Raw genomic sequence first — 15,282 nt, forward strand, 5'->3', positions numbered from 1 at the left:
CGGTCCGGGGCGCGGGGTGTTTCCGCAGGTGGGGGGCGGCCGAACGGCTGTCGTACATACGTTCGGGATTTGGTCTATGGTGGGGGTGGGAGAGTAGTGAACTGATGTTCGATTCGGGTTCGATTCGGGAGGTGCGGATGGCCGGCTTCACGCATCTGCACACCGCCTCCGGGTTCTCCCTGCGGTACGGGGCCTCGCATCCGGAGCGGCTGGCCGAGCGCGCCTCGGAGCGGGGCATGGACGCCCTCGCCCTCACCGACCGCGACACCCTCGCGGGCACGGTCCGCTTCGCCAAGGCCTGTGCGAAGGCGGGCGTGCGCCCGCTGTTCGGAGCGGACCTGGCGGTGACGGCGCCCGAGCGACCGCAGGGCGACGCGTCCGTACGGCGGGACCGCCGCCGCACTCCGGTGCGCGGCGGAGCCTTCGTCGACGAGTCGGCGCCCCGTGTCACCTTCCTCGCCCGCGACGGCGCCCGGGGCTGGGCCGACCTGTGCCGACTGGTCACGGCGGCGCACGCGCGCGCGGGCGGAGACGGCGCGGGCCTTCCGTCGCTGCCCTGGGCCGACAACCACGGCGACGGTCTGACCGTCCTGCTCGGCCCCGTCTCCGACGTCGGCCGCGCGCTCGCCGCGGGCCGTCCGGACCGGGCCGTGAGGCTTCTCGCCCCCTGGCGCGAGGCGTACGGCGACGCCCTGCGGCTGGAGGCCGTCTGGCACGGGCGCACCGGCACCGGTCCCGGTTCCCTGCGGCTGGCCGCCCGCACCGTCGGCTTCGCCGCCGAACAGCGGATCCGGCCCGTGCTCAGCAACGCCGTCCGGTACGCCGACCCCGGGCAGGGCCCGGTCGCCGACGTCCTGGACGCGGCCCGCCGGCTGGTCCCCGTCGACCCCGCCAAGGAGCTGGACTCGGGCGAGGCCTGGCTCAGGGACGCAGGGGCCATGCTCGGGGCGGCGGAGCGGATCGTGGAGGCCGCGGGCTTCCGGCGGGACGTCGCCCACCGGCTGCTGGAACAGACCCGGGCCGCGGCCGCCGAGTGCCTGGTCGACCCCGAGGACGACCTGGGCATGGGCGCCGTCCACTTCCCCGAGCCGCGTCTCGTCGGCGCGGACCGGCGCACCGCCCAGCGGACACTGGCCTCGCGGGCGGCGGCGGGGATGGTGCTGCGCGGCTACGACCGGTCCGCGAAGGCGCGGTCGTACTGGGAGCGGATGCACGACGAGCTCGACATCATCGCCCACCACGGATTCGCCTCCTACTTCCTGACGGTGGCCCAGGTCGTGGACGACGTGCGGGAGATGGGCATCCGGATCGCCGCGCGCGGCTCGGGCGCGGGTTCCCTCGTCAACCACCTCCTCGGCATCGCCCACGCCGACCCCCTGGAGCACGGGCTGCTGATGGAGCGCTTCCTGTCCAGGGAGCGGGTCGTGCTGCCCGACATCGACGTCGACGTGGAGTCCGCGCGCCGGCTGGAGGTCTACCGCGCGATCATCGGCCGCTTCGGGGCCGAGCGGGTGGCGACGGTCGCGATGCCGGAGACGTACCGGGTCCGCCACGCGATCCGGGACGTCGGCGCGGCCCTGTCCATGGACCCGGCCGAGATCGACCGCGTCGCCAAGTCCTTCCCGCACATCCGGGCGAGGGACGCCCGCGCGGCCCTGGAGGAGCTGCCCGAACTCCAGGCGCTGGCAGGGGAGAAGGAGAGGTACGGGCGGCTGTGGGAGCTGGTCGAGGCCCTCGACGCCCTCCCGCGCGGAGTTGCCATGCACCCGTGCGGGGTGCTCCTGTCCGACGCCTCCCTGCTCTCCCGCACGCCGGTCGTGCCGACCAGCGGCGAGGGGTTCCCGATGGCCCAGTTCGACAAGGACGACGTCGAGGACCTGGGGCTGCTCAAGCTGGACGTGCTGGGCGTGCGGATGCAGTCGGCGATGGCGCACGCGGTGGCGGAGGTGGAGCGGGCGACGGGGGAGCGGATCGACCTGGACGCGGTCGAGGAGGGCGACCCGGCGACGTACCGGCTCATCCGGTCCACCGAGACGCTGGGGTGCTTCCAGATCGAGTCGCCGGGCCAGCGGGACCTGGTGGGGCGGCTGCAGCCGGCCACCTTCCACGACCTGGTCGTCGACATCTCCCTCTTCCGTCCGGGGCCGGTCGCCGCCGACATGGTGCGGCCGTTCATCGAGGCCCGGCACGGACGGGCGCCGGTCCGGTGTCCGCACCCGGATCTGGAGGAAGCGCTGCGGGACACCTACGGCGTCGTCGTCTTCCACGAGCAGATCATCGACATCGTCGCGATCATGACGGGCTGTGGGCGCGGCGAGGCGGACCGGGTGCGGCGCGGGCTGTCCGACCCGGAGTCGCAGGGGCGGATCAGGGTGTGGTTCGCGCAGCACGCGGCGGCGAGGGGATATGACGCAGAAACGATTCAGCGGACCTGGGAGATCGTCGAGGCCTTCGGGTCCTACGGCTTCTGCAAGGCGCACGCGGTCGCCTTCGCCGTCCCGACGTACCAGTCGGCGTGGCTGAAGGCGCACCACCCGGCCGCCTTCTATGCCGGGCTGCTCACGCACGACCCCGGGATGTACCCCAAGCGGCTGCTGTTGGCGGACGCACGACGGCGCGGGGTGCCGATCCTGCCGCTGGACGTGAACAGGTCGGGCGTCGCCCACTGTATCGAACTGGTGTCCGATACGGCGGATTCTCCAGGGCGTTGGGGGCTGCGGCTCGCTCTCTCCGACGTGCACGGCATCAGCGAGGCCGAGGCGGCACGGATCGCGGACGGGCAGCCGTACGCCTCGCTGCTGGACTTCTGGGAGCGGGCGCGCCCGAGCAGGCCGCTGGCCGGGCGGCTCGCCCAGGTCGGCGCGCTGGACGCCTTCGGCGCCAACCGCCGTGACCTGCAATTGCACCTGACCGAGCTGCACCGGGGCGGGCGCGGCGCGGGCGGCGGCCAGCTCCCGCTGGCGGGCGGGCGCAAGACCGCCCCGGCCGGCCTGCCCGACCTGACCTCCGCCGAGCGGCTCAGCGCCGAGCTGGGCGTGCTGTCCATGGACGCCTCGCGCCATCTGATGGACGACCACGGCGACTTCCTCGCCGAGCTGGGCGTGGTCTCGGCCCGGCGGTTGCGGGAGGCGCGGCACGGGGAGACCGTGCTGGTCGCGGGTGCCAAGGCGGCCACCCAGACCCCGCCGATCCGGTCCGGCAAGCGGGTCGTCTTCAGCACTCTGGACGACGGCACCGGCCTGGTCGACCTGGCCTTCTTCGAGGACTCCCACGACGCCTGCGCCCACACCGTCTTCCACTCCTGGCTGCTGCTGGTGCGCGGGGTGGTGCAGCGGCGCGGCCCGCGCAGCCTCAGCGTGGTGGGCTCGGCCGCCTGGAACCTCGCCGAACTGCTGGAGGTGCGCCGGGAAGAGGGGCTGGAAGGGGTCGCGGCCCGGCTGGCCGCACCGGGCGGCGCCCCGGACGCGGGCGCCGACGACGGCGACGGCCCGGCGCGCAGCCGGCTCGCCGGTTCGGACGGGCTGCCCGCGCCGGCGGGCTCGGCCGCCCGGGACGCGGGGGAGCAGCGGCGCCTCCGCATGCCCACGGGGTACGAGATGCACCCCTGGGCCGATCTGCGCCCCGCGGGCGAAGGGCCCGCGGTGGGAAGGAAGTTGTGGCACCAGAGTCCGGGGAGCGCGGGATGACCATCCTCTGCGTACGTTTCCAGCTCCCTCCGGCGCGCGAGGCCGCCCTGCCGGCGCTGCTCGGGTTGCTGGAGGAGTTCACACCGGTCGTCGAGGCCCTGCCGCCGGACGGGGCGCTGGCCGATCTGCGGGGCGCCGAACGCTACTTCGGGCGCGACGCGGTGGAGCTGGCGTCGGTGATCCGGGTACGGGCGCTCGCGCTGCACGGAGTCGACTGCGTGATCGGCGCCGGCCCCGGCCCGCTGACGGCCCGGACGGCCCTGCGGGTCGCCCTGCCCGGGGTGACCTGTGCGGTCCCCGAGGGCGAGGTGCGCGAGTTCCTCGCCGGGCAGCCCGTCACCGCGCTGCCCGGGGTCGGCACGGCGACCGCCCGGACCCTGTGCGAGTACGGCCTCGACACCCTCGGGCGGGTCGCCGCCGCACCCCTGTCCACGCTCCAGCGCCTGGTCGGCGCGAAGGCGGGCCGGGAGCTGCACGAGAAGGCGAACGGTGTGGACCGCGGCCGGGTGGTGCCGAACTCCGTGTCACGGTCGCTGGCCGCGGAACGCCGCTTCGAACGCGACGAGCTGGACTCCGACCGGCACCGCCGCGCCCTGCTCTCTGCCGCCGGGGAACTGGGCGTCCGGCTGCGCGCGGCGGGCAAGGTCTGCGGCGCCCTGACCCTCACCGTGCGCTACGCCGGCCCCCGCTCCCGAACAGGCCCGAGCGGGGGGAGCCCCGCCTCCACCACCCGCAGCCGCACCCTGAAGGAGCCGACCGCGCACTCCGCGGCGCTGACCGGGACGGCGTACGGGCTGTACGAGACGCTCGGTCTGCAGCGGGCCCGGGTCCGTGCGGTCGCCCTGCGCGCCGAGGCCCTCGGCCCCGCCGAACAGGCTTCCCACCAGCTCACCTTCGACCCAGCCGACGAGAAGGTCCGCCGGATCGAGGAGGTCGCCGACCGGGTGCGGGCGAAGTTCGGTCCGGATGCGGTGAAGCCGGGGACGCTGGCGGCGTGAGCGGCGGCGGGATCAGTTGGCCCACGGGGGAGCGATCCGGGTCCCGTCGGCCAGCTCCGCCTCCAGCCCGATGGACGTGGTGACCCAGGAGAGCGCGGTGTGATCGGTCGGGTTCTCGACGGCCAGGGTCGTCCCCGCATTGACGATCACCGTGTCGCCCGCCCTGATCCGCTCGGCGCGGCCGTCGAGGGTGAAAACCAGTTCGCCGACGAGCAGATGGAAGATCTCCTCCCGGTCGACGGTGTGCGCGGGCGCCTCGGTCCCGGCGGGGATCTCGCCCCGCCAGGCGCACAGCTCCTTGCTGCCGGTGAGGGGGGTGGCGTACGAGACGAAGCGGGCGCCGTGGATCTCGTGCGTGACGGCCTCCGCGGAGCGGACGACGGGCATGGGTGCCTCCTGACAGAGAGATGGTCAAGCAGCTTGACCGAATTCCTCTATGGTCAAGCTGCTTGACTATGTTGTCAAGGGTGTTTCAATGCAGCCGTGCAGAACTCCGAAGCTCTCGCCCTGTCCGCCGCCCTGCTCGCCGCCGCCGGGGAACTCGCCCGGCGCATCGACGACGGCGTCGCCGCCCGCGGTTTCGAGGGACGGCCCTCCTATGGCTTCGCCTTCACGCGGCTCGCCCGGGGCGGCGCGACGGTCACCGAGCTGGGCGTCCACCTCGGGGTCACCAAGCAGGCGGCGAGCCAGCTCGTCGACGAGCTCGTGCGCAAGGGGTACGTCGAGCGCCTGCCGCATCCCGGGGACGCGCGCGCCCGGCTGATCGTGCTCACCGAGCGCGGCCGGGAGTGCACCCGGGCGGCGGAGGAAGCGGCCGCGGAGGCGGTGCGGGCGTGGGGCGAGGTGCTCGGCGAAGATCAACTCGACTCTCTGCGCGACCAGTTGGCGCGCATTGCCCCCAGTGGGCCGATTCGTCCGGTCTGGTGATGGCGTATCAGTGGCGGCGGCGGTCCGCGGTTATCGCTGGAAGTTTTTACTGACGCGTAACTTCACACTTCACCTACTCGCCCGTAACTTGACGAGTGAACAGCATCCTCGTGATCCGGATCACAGGCGCAAGGCCATCGCCCCTCCCGTGAGCCGCAAGGAGATCACCCGATGCTGCCCTGGAAACGCGTGCTCAGACCGTTCGCCGCCCTGCTGCTGGCCGCCGCGGCCGCCACCGTCCCCGCCGCCACGGCCGCCCACGCCGACTCCGCCGCCACCGAGACCGCCGCCACCGAGACCGCCGCCGTCACCGCCTCGGCGAGTGGCTGGAACGACTATCGCTGCAAGCCCTCCGCCGCCCACCCCCGCCCCGTCGTCCTCGTGCACGGCACGCTCGGGAACTCGGTCGACAACTGGCTGGCCCTCGCCCCTTACCTCACGGTCCGCGGGTACTGCGTCTTCTCCGTCGACTACGGCCGACTGCCCGGCGTCCCGCTCTTCCACGGCCTCGGCCCCATCGACGAGTCGGCGGGGCAGCTCTCCGCCTTCGTCGACAAGGTGCTCGCCGCGACCGGCGCGGCCGAGGTCGACCTCGTCGGCCACTCCCAGGGCGGCATGATGCCGCGCTACTACCTCAAGTTCCTCGGCGGCGCCGCCAAGGTCGACGCGCTCGTCGGCATCGCCCCCGACAACCACGGCGCCACCCTCAGCGGACTCGCCAACCTGCTCCCGTACTTCCCGGGCGCCGAGGACCTGATCACGGCCGCCACCCCCGGCCTCGCCGACCAGCTGCCCGGATCGGCGTTCCTCACCAAGCTCAACGCCGGCGGCGACACCGTTCCCGGCGTCCGCTACACGGTCATCGCCACCAAGTACGACGAGGTGGCGACCCCCTGGCGAAGCCAGTACCTCAGCGGCTCCGGCGTGCGCAACGTCCTGCTGCAGGACCTGTGCCCGCTGGACCTCTCCGAGCACGTGGCGATCGCGCTGTTCGACCGGATCGCCTTCCACGAGGTGGCCAACGCCCTCGACCCGGCCCACGCCACCGCCACCACCTGCGCGTCCGCGCTGAGCTGACGACGGGTCCGCTCAGCGGAATCGTTCCGCCGGGGCCTGACCGGCCTGAGCCGCCGGTCAGGCCCCGGAGTCGTGCGGCCGCTCCGCGGCCGTGGCCGCGTGCCGGCATGGGGGGTCTCCTCGGAACGGAACCGGAACCGGAACCGGAGCCGGAGCCGGAGCCGGAGCCGGAACGGATGGCGACGTGAGGTGCGCAGCACCAAGGAAACCGCGAAAACCCCTGTTGGAGGCGGTCGCCGGCGATCTTTAGGGTTGCCTTAAGGGAGCGCTGAGGCAGGGATCAGGCAGGTACGCTCGACCGCGTGACGAGCGAGGAGATCCGGCCCGCGACGGCGGCCGACGTCCCGGCCGTGAAGGCCGTGACGGACGCGGCGTACACCCACTACACCGAGCGCATCGGACTGGTGCCGCGGCCCATGGAGGCGGACCACGCGGCGAACGTGGCCGCGGGCAGGGTCTTCGTGACCGGCGACCCGGCCGGTGGAGACGAGGCCGGTGGCGAGGTGGCCGGTCTCGTGGTCGTCGAGGCGTTCGGGGATCATCTGTACCTCGACAGCATCGCCGTCCGCCCCGACGCCCAGGGCAGGGGCGTCGGACGGCGGCTGCTGCACTTCGTGGACGCACACGCGCGTGCCCTCGGCCTGCCCGAGATCAGGCTCCACACGCACGCGCTGATGTGGGAGAACCGGAGAATCTATCCGAGGTTCGGCTACGAGCTGGTGGAGCAGCGGGCAGACGGGCCGTACGACCGCCTCCACTACCGCAAGCGGCTGGACTGAGCGCGGGCCCGCGCCGCGTGGACCCGCGCGGGCGGCGGTCAGCCGTCGGGCCACCAGGTGCGCGCGATGTCCTTGCGCACCTCGGGGCGTCCGGCGGGCCGTTCGTCGGCCTCTTCGCGGATCCGGCGGGAGTCCGTCTTCTTCAGGGGCTTCTGCACGGTCGTGCGGCGCATGGCTGCCTCCTTGAGGACCTACCGAGTTCCGCGTTCTCACGGAGGTAGACCCGTGGGGGGAGAGTTCCTCATCGTCCCCTGTTCTGTCAGTGGCGGCTGTCACGATTCGAGTGTCAGTGGCAGGTGTCACTCTTGGGCACATGAGCGAAAAGAGTGACGAAAGGACGCCGCCCGGTGTCGACTGGGACGCCATGGCGGCCGCTTTCGACGAGGAGCCCGACCATGGTCTGCGCGACCCCGAGGTGCGCGCCGCCTGGGCCGGGCGGCTGCGAAACTGGCTGCCGGAGCGCCGCTGCGACCTGCTCGACCTCGGCTGCGGCACCGGCAGCCTGTCGCTCCTCGCGGCCGCACAGGGACACCGGGTGACGGGCGTCGATCTCTCCCCGGCCATGATCGACCTGGCCCGCGCCAAACTCGCCGGTCATGACGCCGCGTTCCTGGTCGGCGACGCGGCGGCGCCGCCCGTGGGGGAGGAGCGCTTCGACGTCCTGCTCGTCCGGCACGTGCTGTGGACCCTGCCCGGCCCCGCGCGCGTCCTGCGGCACTGGCGCGATCTGCTGCGCCCGGGAGGGCGGCTCGTGCTGGTCGAGGGCGTGTGGGGGAGCGCCGCCCCGGTCGGCATACCGGCGGACCGCCTCGCCGGCCTGCTGGCCCCGCTGACGGACCGGGTGCGGGTGGAGCGGCTGTCGCAGGACGCGCGGTTGTGGGGCGGTCCCGTGACCGACGAGCGGTACGCCGTGGTGGCCATGGTCTGAGGCTCCGGGGCCGGCCGCTCACGCCAGCAGCGACTCCAGGCCGCCCTCGAGGCGGGCGAGCGCTTCCAGTTCGTCCAGGGCGGCCATCGCCGCGGCGGCGGCCGCCGGGTCCCGCCGCGCGAGCCCGCTCTCCTCGAACTCGTCCTCGTCCAGCCGCCGGACGTCCGTCCCGTCGGCGGAACGCCACAGGTCCAGGTCGAGGTCCTCCACGACGAGTCGGGCGCCCGACAGCGTGGCCGGGCGGGTGACGTCGCAGTACCAGCCCTTCAGCGCGCCCGTCGCGTCGCGCACTTCCTTGATCGCGTACCAGCGCTCGCGCCAGTAGTGCTCCGTGAAGACGTCGCCCGCCTCGAACCGGACGAAGCCGAAGTCCCGTACGCCCGTACCGGCCCAGGGCGCGCGCACGGCGATCCGGGCGCCGTCGTCGGACAGCAGCTCGGCCGTGTACCGGATCTTCGTCCGCCCGGCCTTGACCAGGACGACCTCCACCGAACGCACCGGCTCAGCCGATGTCGCGGACATACCGCACCTCCGTCGCGCAGATCTCGTACCCGAGCCACCGGTTGATCGCGAGCATCGGCCCGTTGCCCGCGTCGTTGCCCGTGTACGCCTCCGTGTACCCCGCGGCGCGGGCCCGGTGCAGGGAGTGGGTCTTGACGAGCTTGGCCAGGCCCCGGCCCCGGTGGGCGCGGGCGGTCCCCGTCATGCCCGTGCCGTACCTGCCGGCGCCGTCGGTGTGGGCCACGCTGAAGGCCACCGGACGGCCGTCGGCCACGGCGACCGAGGTCAGGTCCGCGTTCAGGTGCGGGTGCCTCCAGTACTCGTCCACCCAGGCCTCGTAGTCGGTGAACTCGACGGCGACGTCGCCCGGCTCGTCCGAGCCCGCCTCCGCGTCCAGTTCGAACAGCGGGCGCGGGTCGTCGGCGAAGTCGGCGGCGGTGCGCACCTCCACCCCGCGCGGCGGGTCCTGCGGCGGCGGCAGCGCGGCCCCGGCCAGATCCAGACGGAGGAAGTACGCGCTGCGCCCGGCCCGGTAGCCGCGCCGCTCGGCGAAGGCCCGGTTGCCGGGCTCGTCCAGCACCCAGGTGAACAGCTTCGTCGCCCCGTGCGCGGCGAGATGTTCCTCGGCCACCCGCACCAGCAGCGCGCCCGCCCCGCGTCCGGTGTGCGCCGGGTCCACGTAGACGTTGAGGGTGCCCTGGCCGGGCTCCGGGCTGTCGTGGACGAGGCCCACCTGGGCCGTGCCGACGACCTCGCCGTCCGCCACGGCCACCAGCTTGCGGGCGTGTGCGCCGGGGTGGGAGAGCGTGAGGCCGTGCAGCACCGAGGCCGGGCTGAAGTGCACGTAGGGCAGTGCGAGGTGGCGGGCCCGGACGAAGCCCTCGATGTCTGCGGGCGCGTCGGGGCGCAGCTCGCGCACGATGACGGTCATGCGGCGCACGCTACGGGCGGACGGCCCGGGCGCGCCTCCCCTTTTTCGCGGGTGCGGGACAATCGGCCCGTGACCTTGAAGATCCATATCGATGAGGGCGCCGCACCCTACGAGCAGGTGCGCGCGCAGATCGCAGAGCAGGCCCGGTCGGGAGCGCTGCCGGTCGGCTACCGGCTGCCCACGGTGCGGGGACTTGCCGAGTCGCTCGGCCTCGCCGCGAACACCGTCGCGAAGGCCTACCGGGCGCTGGAGACGGACGGGGTGATCGAGACCCGGGGGCGCAACGGCACGTTCGTCGCGGCCTCGGGCCCGGCCGCGCAGCGGGAGGCGGCGGCGGCCGCAGGCGCCTACGCCGAGCGGGCGTTGCGGCTGGGGCTCACCGAGGAGGAGGCCTCGGCCGCGGTGCGGGAGGCCCTGCGGGCGGCCTATCAGGCATGACCGGCCGCCTGTGACCGGCCGCCTGTGACCGGCCGCTCGGGACCGGCCGCCCAGGGGACCGGCCGCCCAGGGGACCGGCCGCCCGTGACCGGCCGCGGGTGATCAGACGCGGGTGGCGAGCGCGCGCGGGGTCCGCGTCACCCTCAGGCCCGCCCGCTCCGCCGTCCTGCCGAACAGCGCCGCGTCCCCCACCGCCGCGCCGCCCGGGTCGTTGTTGAAGTACGCGTAGACGTCGGCGTCGCGCGCCCAGGTCGTCGCGACGCGGTCGATCCAGGTCTCCAGCGCGCGGTGCCCGTAGCGCGGCCACGGACGGGCGCGGCCCTGGTGGAAGCGGACGTACCCCCAGTCGGCGGTCCGCCACAGCGGAGTGACCGGGCGGGACGCGACGTCGGCCCAGCACAGGGCCGCGCCCCGGGACCGCAGCACCTCCCGCACCTCATGGGTCCACCAGGAGTCGTGCCGCGGCTCCACCGCGACGCGTGTGTCCGCCGGGAAGCAGGCCAGACAGGCGTCCAGCAGCCCGGGATCGGCCCGCAGGGTCGGCGGCAGCTGCAGCAGGACCGGGCCCAGGCGGGATCCGAGACCGGCCGCGTGGGTCATCAGCCGGTGCACCGGCTCCTCGGGGTCGCGCAGCCGCTTGATGTGGGTCAGATAGCGGCTCGCCTTCACCGTGACGGTGAAGTCCGACGGGACGCGTGCGGCCCAGGAGGCGAAGGTCTCCCGCGAGGGCAGCCGGTAGAACGCGTTGTTGATCTCGACGGTGGCGAAGTGCGCCGCGTACTCCTCCAGCCACCGCCGCACGGGGACGTCCGCCGGGTACAGCACGCCCTTCCAGTCCTTGTACTGCCAGCCCGACGTACCGACGTAGAGCGTCATACCTCCATCAAAACATCCGGGCCCGCTCCGTGTGTCCCGCAGGATTCACAGGTAGAGCCCCGCGTCCGCCCCGCCCCGCGGCTCCGGCAGCGAGGTGGGGGAGACGCCCCGGCGCAGCGCGTACAGCTCCGCCAGCGTCGCGCCCTCGCGGCCGAGCCCCTCTTCCGTGCCCAGCCAGTCCACGGCCTCCCGGCGGGTCAGCGGGCCGACCTCGATGCGGGCCATACAGCGGCCGGGGCGCACGACGGCGGGGTGCAGCCGCTCCAGGTCCTCGTTGGTGGTGACCCCGACCAGGACGTTCCGCCCCTGCCCGAGCAGACCGTCGGTGAGGTTCAGCAGCCGGGACAGGGCCTGGCCCGCGGTGTGCTTGGCCTCGCCGCGGATCAGTTCGTCGCAGTCCTCCAGGAGCAGCAGCCGCCAGCGTCCCTTGCCCGTGCCGTCCTCCTCGCCGATCGCGATGTCCATCAGATAGCCGACGTCGGAGAACAGCCGCTCCGGGTCCAGGACGCAGTCCACCTGACACCACTCCCGCCAGGAACGGGCCAGGGTGCGCAGCGCCGAGGTCTTGCCGGTGCCGGGCGGGCCGTGCAGCAGGAGCAGCCGGCCCGCGATGTCCTGTGGGGTCGTCGCCATCAGGCCGTCCATCGCCTCGGCGACGGGGGCCGTGTAGTTCGCGCGCACCTCGTCCCAGGTGCCCGCGGAGATCTGGCGGGTCGTGCGGTGCGGGCCGCGACGCGGGGAGACGTACCAGAACCCCATGGTCACGTTCTCCGGCTGGGGCTCGGGCTCGTCCACCGCGCCCTCGGTGGCCTCGTCGAGCACCTTGGCCGCCAGTTCGGCGGTGGTCGCCGTGACCGTGACGTCCGCGCCACGGTTCCAGCGGGAGACCAGCAGCGTCCAGCCGTCCCCCTCGGCCAGGGTGGCGCTGCGGTCCTCGTCGCGGGCGACCCGCAGCACACGGGCGTGCGGCGGCAGCAGGGTCGCGCCGGAGCGTACGCGGTCGATGTTCGTGGCGTGCGAGTAGGGCTGCTCGCCGGTCGCGAAGCGGCCGAGGAACAGCGCGTCGACGACATCGGACGGCGAGTCGGAGTCGTCGACGGTGAGCCGGATCGGCAGAGCGTCCTGGGGCTGGGCAGACATGCGGCCATGATCCGGCACCCGGGCCCCGTCCGCACCCGGTTTCCGCGGTGCGCGTGGCGTGTCGGGCGTGCCGGACGCCTCGGGAGCGCCGTGTTGGCCCGTCCGGCGGAACGAACCGGCTCGGTGAGGGCGGCCGACCGCGCCGAGGCGGGCCGACCGCGCCGAGGCGGGCCGACCGCGCTGAGAGGGACCGGACGGGTCCGAGGGGGACCGGCCGGGGCGAGCTGGGCGGCCGGTACCGACAGGGTGGCCGGAGCGAGGGGACGGCCGGAGCGAGGGGACGGCGGCCGGTACCGCCGTTCCTCCCGTCGCCGTGCCCGCTTGACGGCCGGTCAAGAGACCGCACCCCTCGGCTCGCTTGGCGGGAACGGGTCCGGGCTGCTCCCGGAGGGCGCGGCGCCGCCGGCGACCGAGCGGCGTCCGGACCCGAAAGTTTTGGCATGGACACTTCCCGTCAATGCGGCTGCTTGCTACGAAAGTTGTGGCAGAGAACCTGCTAAAGGAGGTTCCATGAGACGTTCCCGACTTGTCGTATTCGTCAGCTCAGTCCTCCTCGCCCTCGGCGCCGCCCTCACCGGGGCGGGCTCCGCGCAGGGTTCCCAACTCGCCGCCACCGGCGGCTATGTGGCCCTCGGCGACTCCTACTCCTCCGGCGTCGGCGCAGGGAGCTACCTCAGCTCCAGCGGCGCCTGCAAGCGCAGCACCAAGGCGTATCCGTACCTCTGGAACGCCGCCCACGCCCCCGCCTCGTTCACCTTCGCCGCTTGCTCGGGAGCCCGTACGGGTGATGTTCTGGCGAGTCAGCTCGGCGGTCTGAACTCCTCCACCGGCCTCGTCTCGATCACCGTCGGCGGCAACGACGCAGGGTTCGCCGACGTCATGACGACCTGTGTCACCAGCTCCGACAGCGGCTGCCTGAGCCGCATCGACATCGCCAGGGCCTACGTCGACTCGACCCTCCCCGGCAAACTCGACGGCGTCTACTCGGCGATCCGCTCCAAGGCGCCCGGCGCGCGCGTCGTCGTCATCGGCTATCCCCGCTTCTACCGGCTCGGCGCACTCTGCCTGGGCCTGTCCGAGACCAAGCGCTCCGCCATCAACGGCGCGGCCGACTACCTCGACGCCGCCGTCGCCCGGCGCGCCGCCGCCCACGGCTTCGTCTTCGGCGACGTCCGCGCCCCGTTCGGCGGCCACGAGATCTGCTCCGGCAGCTCCTGGCTGCACAGTCTCAACCTGCTGAACATCGGCGAGTCCTACCACCCGACCGCATCCGGCCAGTCCGGCGGCTATCTGCCCGTCCTCGACAGCGTGGCCTGACGCCCGCCGTCCGGCTCACCCGGACGGCGAGGACGACGGCGAGGGCGAGGGGGAGGCCCCGTTCGACGGGGTCTCCGTCTCACAGGTGACCGAGAACGGCACCGCGTCCGACGTCGCCTTCACCGGGTCCCGTACCTCGACGGAGATGGCGTTCCGGTACGTGCCGTTCTCGGCGTACGTCGACACGATCACCGTGTCCTGCTTCGACTTCCCGCCGCCCGACGGGAAGTCGAGCGTCTTCCAGGTCTGCCCGGACAGCTCGCCCTCCTTCGACACCCAGCGGTAGGACACCGTCGCCGGCAGCCGCCCCACCCTGATCGTCGCGGTGAAGGCGGGCGCGTCGGCGTCCTTCGGCGGACACGAGCCGCTGTAGTCCGTGTGCGCGCCGGCGACGCTGACCGTCACCGTCTGCTCCGGCGCGGCGGAGGACGGACTCCCGCTCGCGCCCGTGCCCGGCGACGCGGCGGCCGACTCGCTCGACTCCCGCTGCGGCGCGGGCGAACTCACCGCCCCCGAGGCGCTGTTCGTGACATCGCCGGAGCCGCCCCTGTGGCCGTCGTCGCGGTTCAGCAGCCCGTACGTCAGTCCGCCGACCGCGAGTGCCAGCACCGCCACCCCCGCGCCGAGGAGCACACCGGCGTGCCGTCCCCGGTCCGGCTCCGTCGAGAGGGCGGACCTCTCCGGCGGGTCTCCCGGGGCGGTGGTCCACGGCTGGGGCGGGGTCGCTGCCGCGGGCTCGTGCCGGAAGGACTCGGCGGCGGTGGTCGCCGCGGTCGGCGGATACGGCGCGTACGGCGCCCCGGGGGCCGCGCCCGCACCGGGATCCCCCGCCCCTCGGGGCGTGCCCCCGGCCGCGATCGACCGCAGGTCCCGCTCGGCCAGGTCGGCGGACAGCCGTTCGGCCGGGTCCTTGCGCAGCAGCCCCTCGATCACCGGGGCGAGCGGCCCCGCCCGGCGCGGCGGCGGCAGCTCCTCGTCGACGACCGCCCGGAGCGTGCTCAGCGGAGTGTCGTACCGGAAGGGGGAGTTGCCCTCGACGGCCGCGTACAACAGCACGCCCAGCGACCACAGGTCCGATTCCGGTCCCGGCGTACGGCCCAGCGCGCGCTCCGGCGCGAGGAACTCGGGAGAGCCGATGACCTCGCCGGTCATGGTCAGCGCCGAGGTGCCCTCGACGGTCGCGATGCCGAAGTCGGTGAGCACCACCCGGCCGTCGTTCGACATCAGCACGTTCGCCGGTTTGACGTCCCGGTGCAGCACGCCCGCCTCGTGCGCGGCCCGCAGCGCGGCCAGCACCTCGGCGCCGATGTGCGCGACGCGTGCCGGTTCGAGCGGGCCCTCCGCGTCGAGCAGTTCGGAGAGGGAGATCCCGTGCACGATCTCCATGACGATCCAGGGCCGTCCGTCCTGGGAGGCCACGTCGTACACGGTGACGACGTTCCGGTTGGCGACCCGGGCCGCGGCCCAGGCCTCGCGCTCCAGCCGCGCGTACAGGCGCTCGACGTCGGAGCCGGCAAGCCCGTGCGGCGCGCGCACCTCCTTGACCGCGACCTCGCGGTGCAGCACCTCGTCCCGGGCTCGCCACACCGTGCCCATGCCGCCCTCGCCGAGCGGGGTCAGCAGACGGTAGCGGCCCGCGATCAGACGTTCACTGCCCGGTTCTTCGGACACCGCGACCCCCATT

General features: G+C 73.7%; 15 protein-coding genes. 8 read left to right on the forward strand and 7 right to left on the reverse strand.

The features are described from left to right. Positions 1-137: 137 nt before the first annotated feature. Both IE239_RS08225 and IE239_RS08230 read left to right on the forward strand, forming a co-directional pair. Entirely contained in the window at positions 138-3,686 is a 3,549-nt protein-coding gene (locus tag IE239_RS08225; protein ID WP_190148612.1) for a DNA polymerase III subunit alpha, read from the forward strand. Then, positions 3,683-4,684 (forward strand): DNA polymerase Y family protein, encoded by a 1,002-nt coding sequence (locus IE239_RS08230; RefSeq protein WP_190148613.1) that lies wholly within the window; start codon positions 3,683-3,685, stop codon positions 4,682-4,684. Before IE239_RS08225 ends, IE239_RS08230 begins: the two co-directional genes overlap by 4 nt. Positions 4,685-4,696: 12 nt before the next feature. On the opposite strand, the gene IE239_RS08235 is transcribed toward IE239_RS08230, so the two are convergent. Beyond that, positions 4,697-5,071: a cupin domain-containing protein gene (locus tag IE239_RS08235; RefSeq protein WP_190148614.1), complete on the reverse strand. Its 375-nt coding sequence runs from the start codon at positions 5,069-5,071 to the stop codon at positions 4,697-4,699. A gap of 96 nt (positions 5,072-5,167) precedes the next feature. On the opposite strand from IE239_RS08235, the gene IE239_RS08240 reads away from it, so the two are divergent. The 3 genes from IE239_RS08240 to IE239_RS08250 all read left to right on the forward strand — a co-directional run bounded on the left by IE239_RS08240 (position 5,168) and on the right by IE239_RS08250 (position 7,467). Next, positions 5,168-5,611: a MarR family winged helix-turn-helix transcriptional regulator gene (locus tag IE239_RS08240; RefSeq protein WP_190148615.1), complete on the forward strand. Its 444-nt coding sequence runs from the start codon at positions 5,168-5,170 to the stop codon at positions 5,609-5,611. A gap of 171 nt (positions 5,612-5,782) precedes the next feature. Further along, complete coding sequence (locus tag IE239_RS08245) at positions 5,783-6,688, forward strand: esterase/lipase family protein (RefSeq protein WP_190148616.1); 906 nt, start codon at positions 5,783-5,785, stop codon at positions 6,686-6,688. 302 nt (positions 6,689-6,990) lie between these two features. Beyond that, complete coding sequence (locus IE239_RS08250; protein WP_190148617.1) at positions 6,991-7,467, forward strand: GNAT family N-acetyltransferase; 477 nt, start codon at positions 6,991-6,993, stop codon at positions 7,465-7,467. Between the two features lie 38 nt (positions 7,468-7,505). On the opposite strand, the gene IE239_RS42920 is transcribed toward IE239_RS08250, so the two are convergent. After that, positions 7,506-7,640, reverse strand: coding sequence for a hypothetical protein (locus tag IE239_RS42920; protein ID WP_133913577.1), 135 nt, complete (start codon positions 7,638-7,640; stop codon positions 7,506-7,508). Between the two features lie 140 nt (positions 7,641-7,780). On the opposite strand from IE239_RS42920, the gene IE239_RS08255 reads away from it, so the two are divergent. After that, positions 7,781-8,395 (forward strand): class I SAM-dependent methyltransferase, encoded by a 615-nt coding sequence (locus IE239_RS08255; RefSeq protein ID WP_190148618.1) that lies wholly within the window; start codon positions 7,781-7,783, stop codon positions 8,393-8,395. A gap of 18 nt (positions 8,396-8,413) precedes the next feature. On the opposite strand, the gene IE239_RS08260 is transcribed toward IE239_RS08255, so the two are convergent. Next, positions 8,414-8,917 (reverse strand): ribonuclease FAU-1 family protein, encoded by a 504-nt coding sequence (locus IE239_RS08260; RefSeq protein ID WP_190148619.1) that lies wholly within the window; start codon positions 8,915-8,917, stop codon positions 8,414-8,416. After that, on the reverse strand, positions 8,898-9,827 hold the full coding sequence (locus IE239_RS08265) for a GNAT family N-acetyltransferase (protein WP_190148620.1): 930 nt from the start codon (positions 9,825-9,827) through the stop codon (positions 8,898-8,900). Before IE239_RS08265 ends, IE239_RS08260 begins: the two co-directional genes overlap by 20 nt. Before the next feature lie 69 nt (positions 9,828-9,896). Between IE239_RS08265 and IE239_RS08270 the strand changes: the two genes are divergently transcribed. After that, positions 9,897-10,265, forward strand: a complete 369-nt coding sequence (locus IE239_RS08270; protein WP_190148621.1) for a GntR family transcriptional regulator — start codon at positions 9,897-9,899, stop codon at positions 10,263-10,265. Between the two features lie 102 nt (positions 10,266-10,367). On the opposite strand, the gene IE239_RS08275 is transcribed toward IE239_RS08270, so the two are convergent. Together IE239_RS08275 and IE239_RS08280 are read right to left on the reverse strand one after the other, a co-directional pair. Beyond that, entirely contained in the window at positions 10,368-11,141 is a 774-nt protein-coding gene (locus IE239_RS08275; protein WP_190148622.1) for a DUF72 domain-containing protein, read from the reverse strand. 45 nt (positions 11,142-11,186) lie between these two features. Then, complete coding sequence (locus IE239_RS08280) at positions 11,187-12,281, reverse strand: DUF5925 domain-containing protein (protein ID WP_190148623.1); 1,095 nt, start codon at positions 12,279-12,281, stop codon at positions 11,187-11,189. A gap of 510 nt (positions 12,282-12,791) precedes the next feature. Between IE239_RS08280 and IE239_RS08285 the strand changes: the two genes are divergently transcribed. Next, the gene (locus IE239_RS08285) at positions 12,792-13,598 is read left to right on the forward strand and encodes an SGNH/GDSL hydrolase family protein (RefSeq protein WP_190148624.1); all 807 of its coding nucleotides are present in this window, start codon (positions 12,792-12,794) and stop codon (positions 13,596-13,598) included. A gap of 15 nt (positions 13,599-13,613) precedes the next feature. Here IE239_RS08285 and IE239_RS08290 read toward each other — a convergent pair whose 3' ends face one another. Continuing rightward, positions 13,614-15,269: a serine/threonine-protein kinase gene (locus IE239_RS08290; protein WP_190148625.1), complete on the reverse strand. Its 1,656-nt coding sequence runs from the start codon at positions 15,267-15,269 to the stop codon at positions 13,614-13,616. Positions 15,270-15,282: the final 13 nt, after the last annotated feature.

The sequence above is a fragment of the Streptomyces humidus genome (genome assembly GCF_014649655.1).
Lineage (GTDB): Bacteria > Actinomycetota > Actinomycetes > Streptomycetales > Streptomycetaceae > Streptomyces > Streptomyces humidus.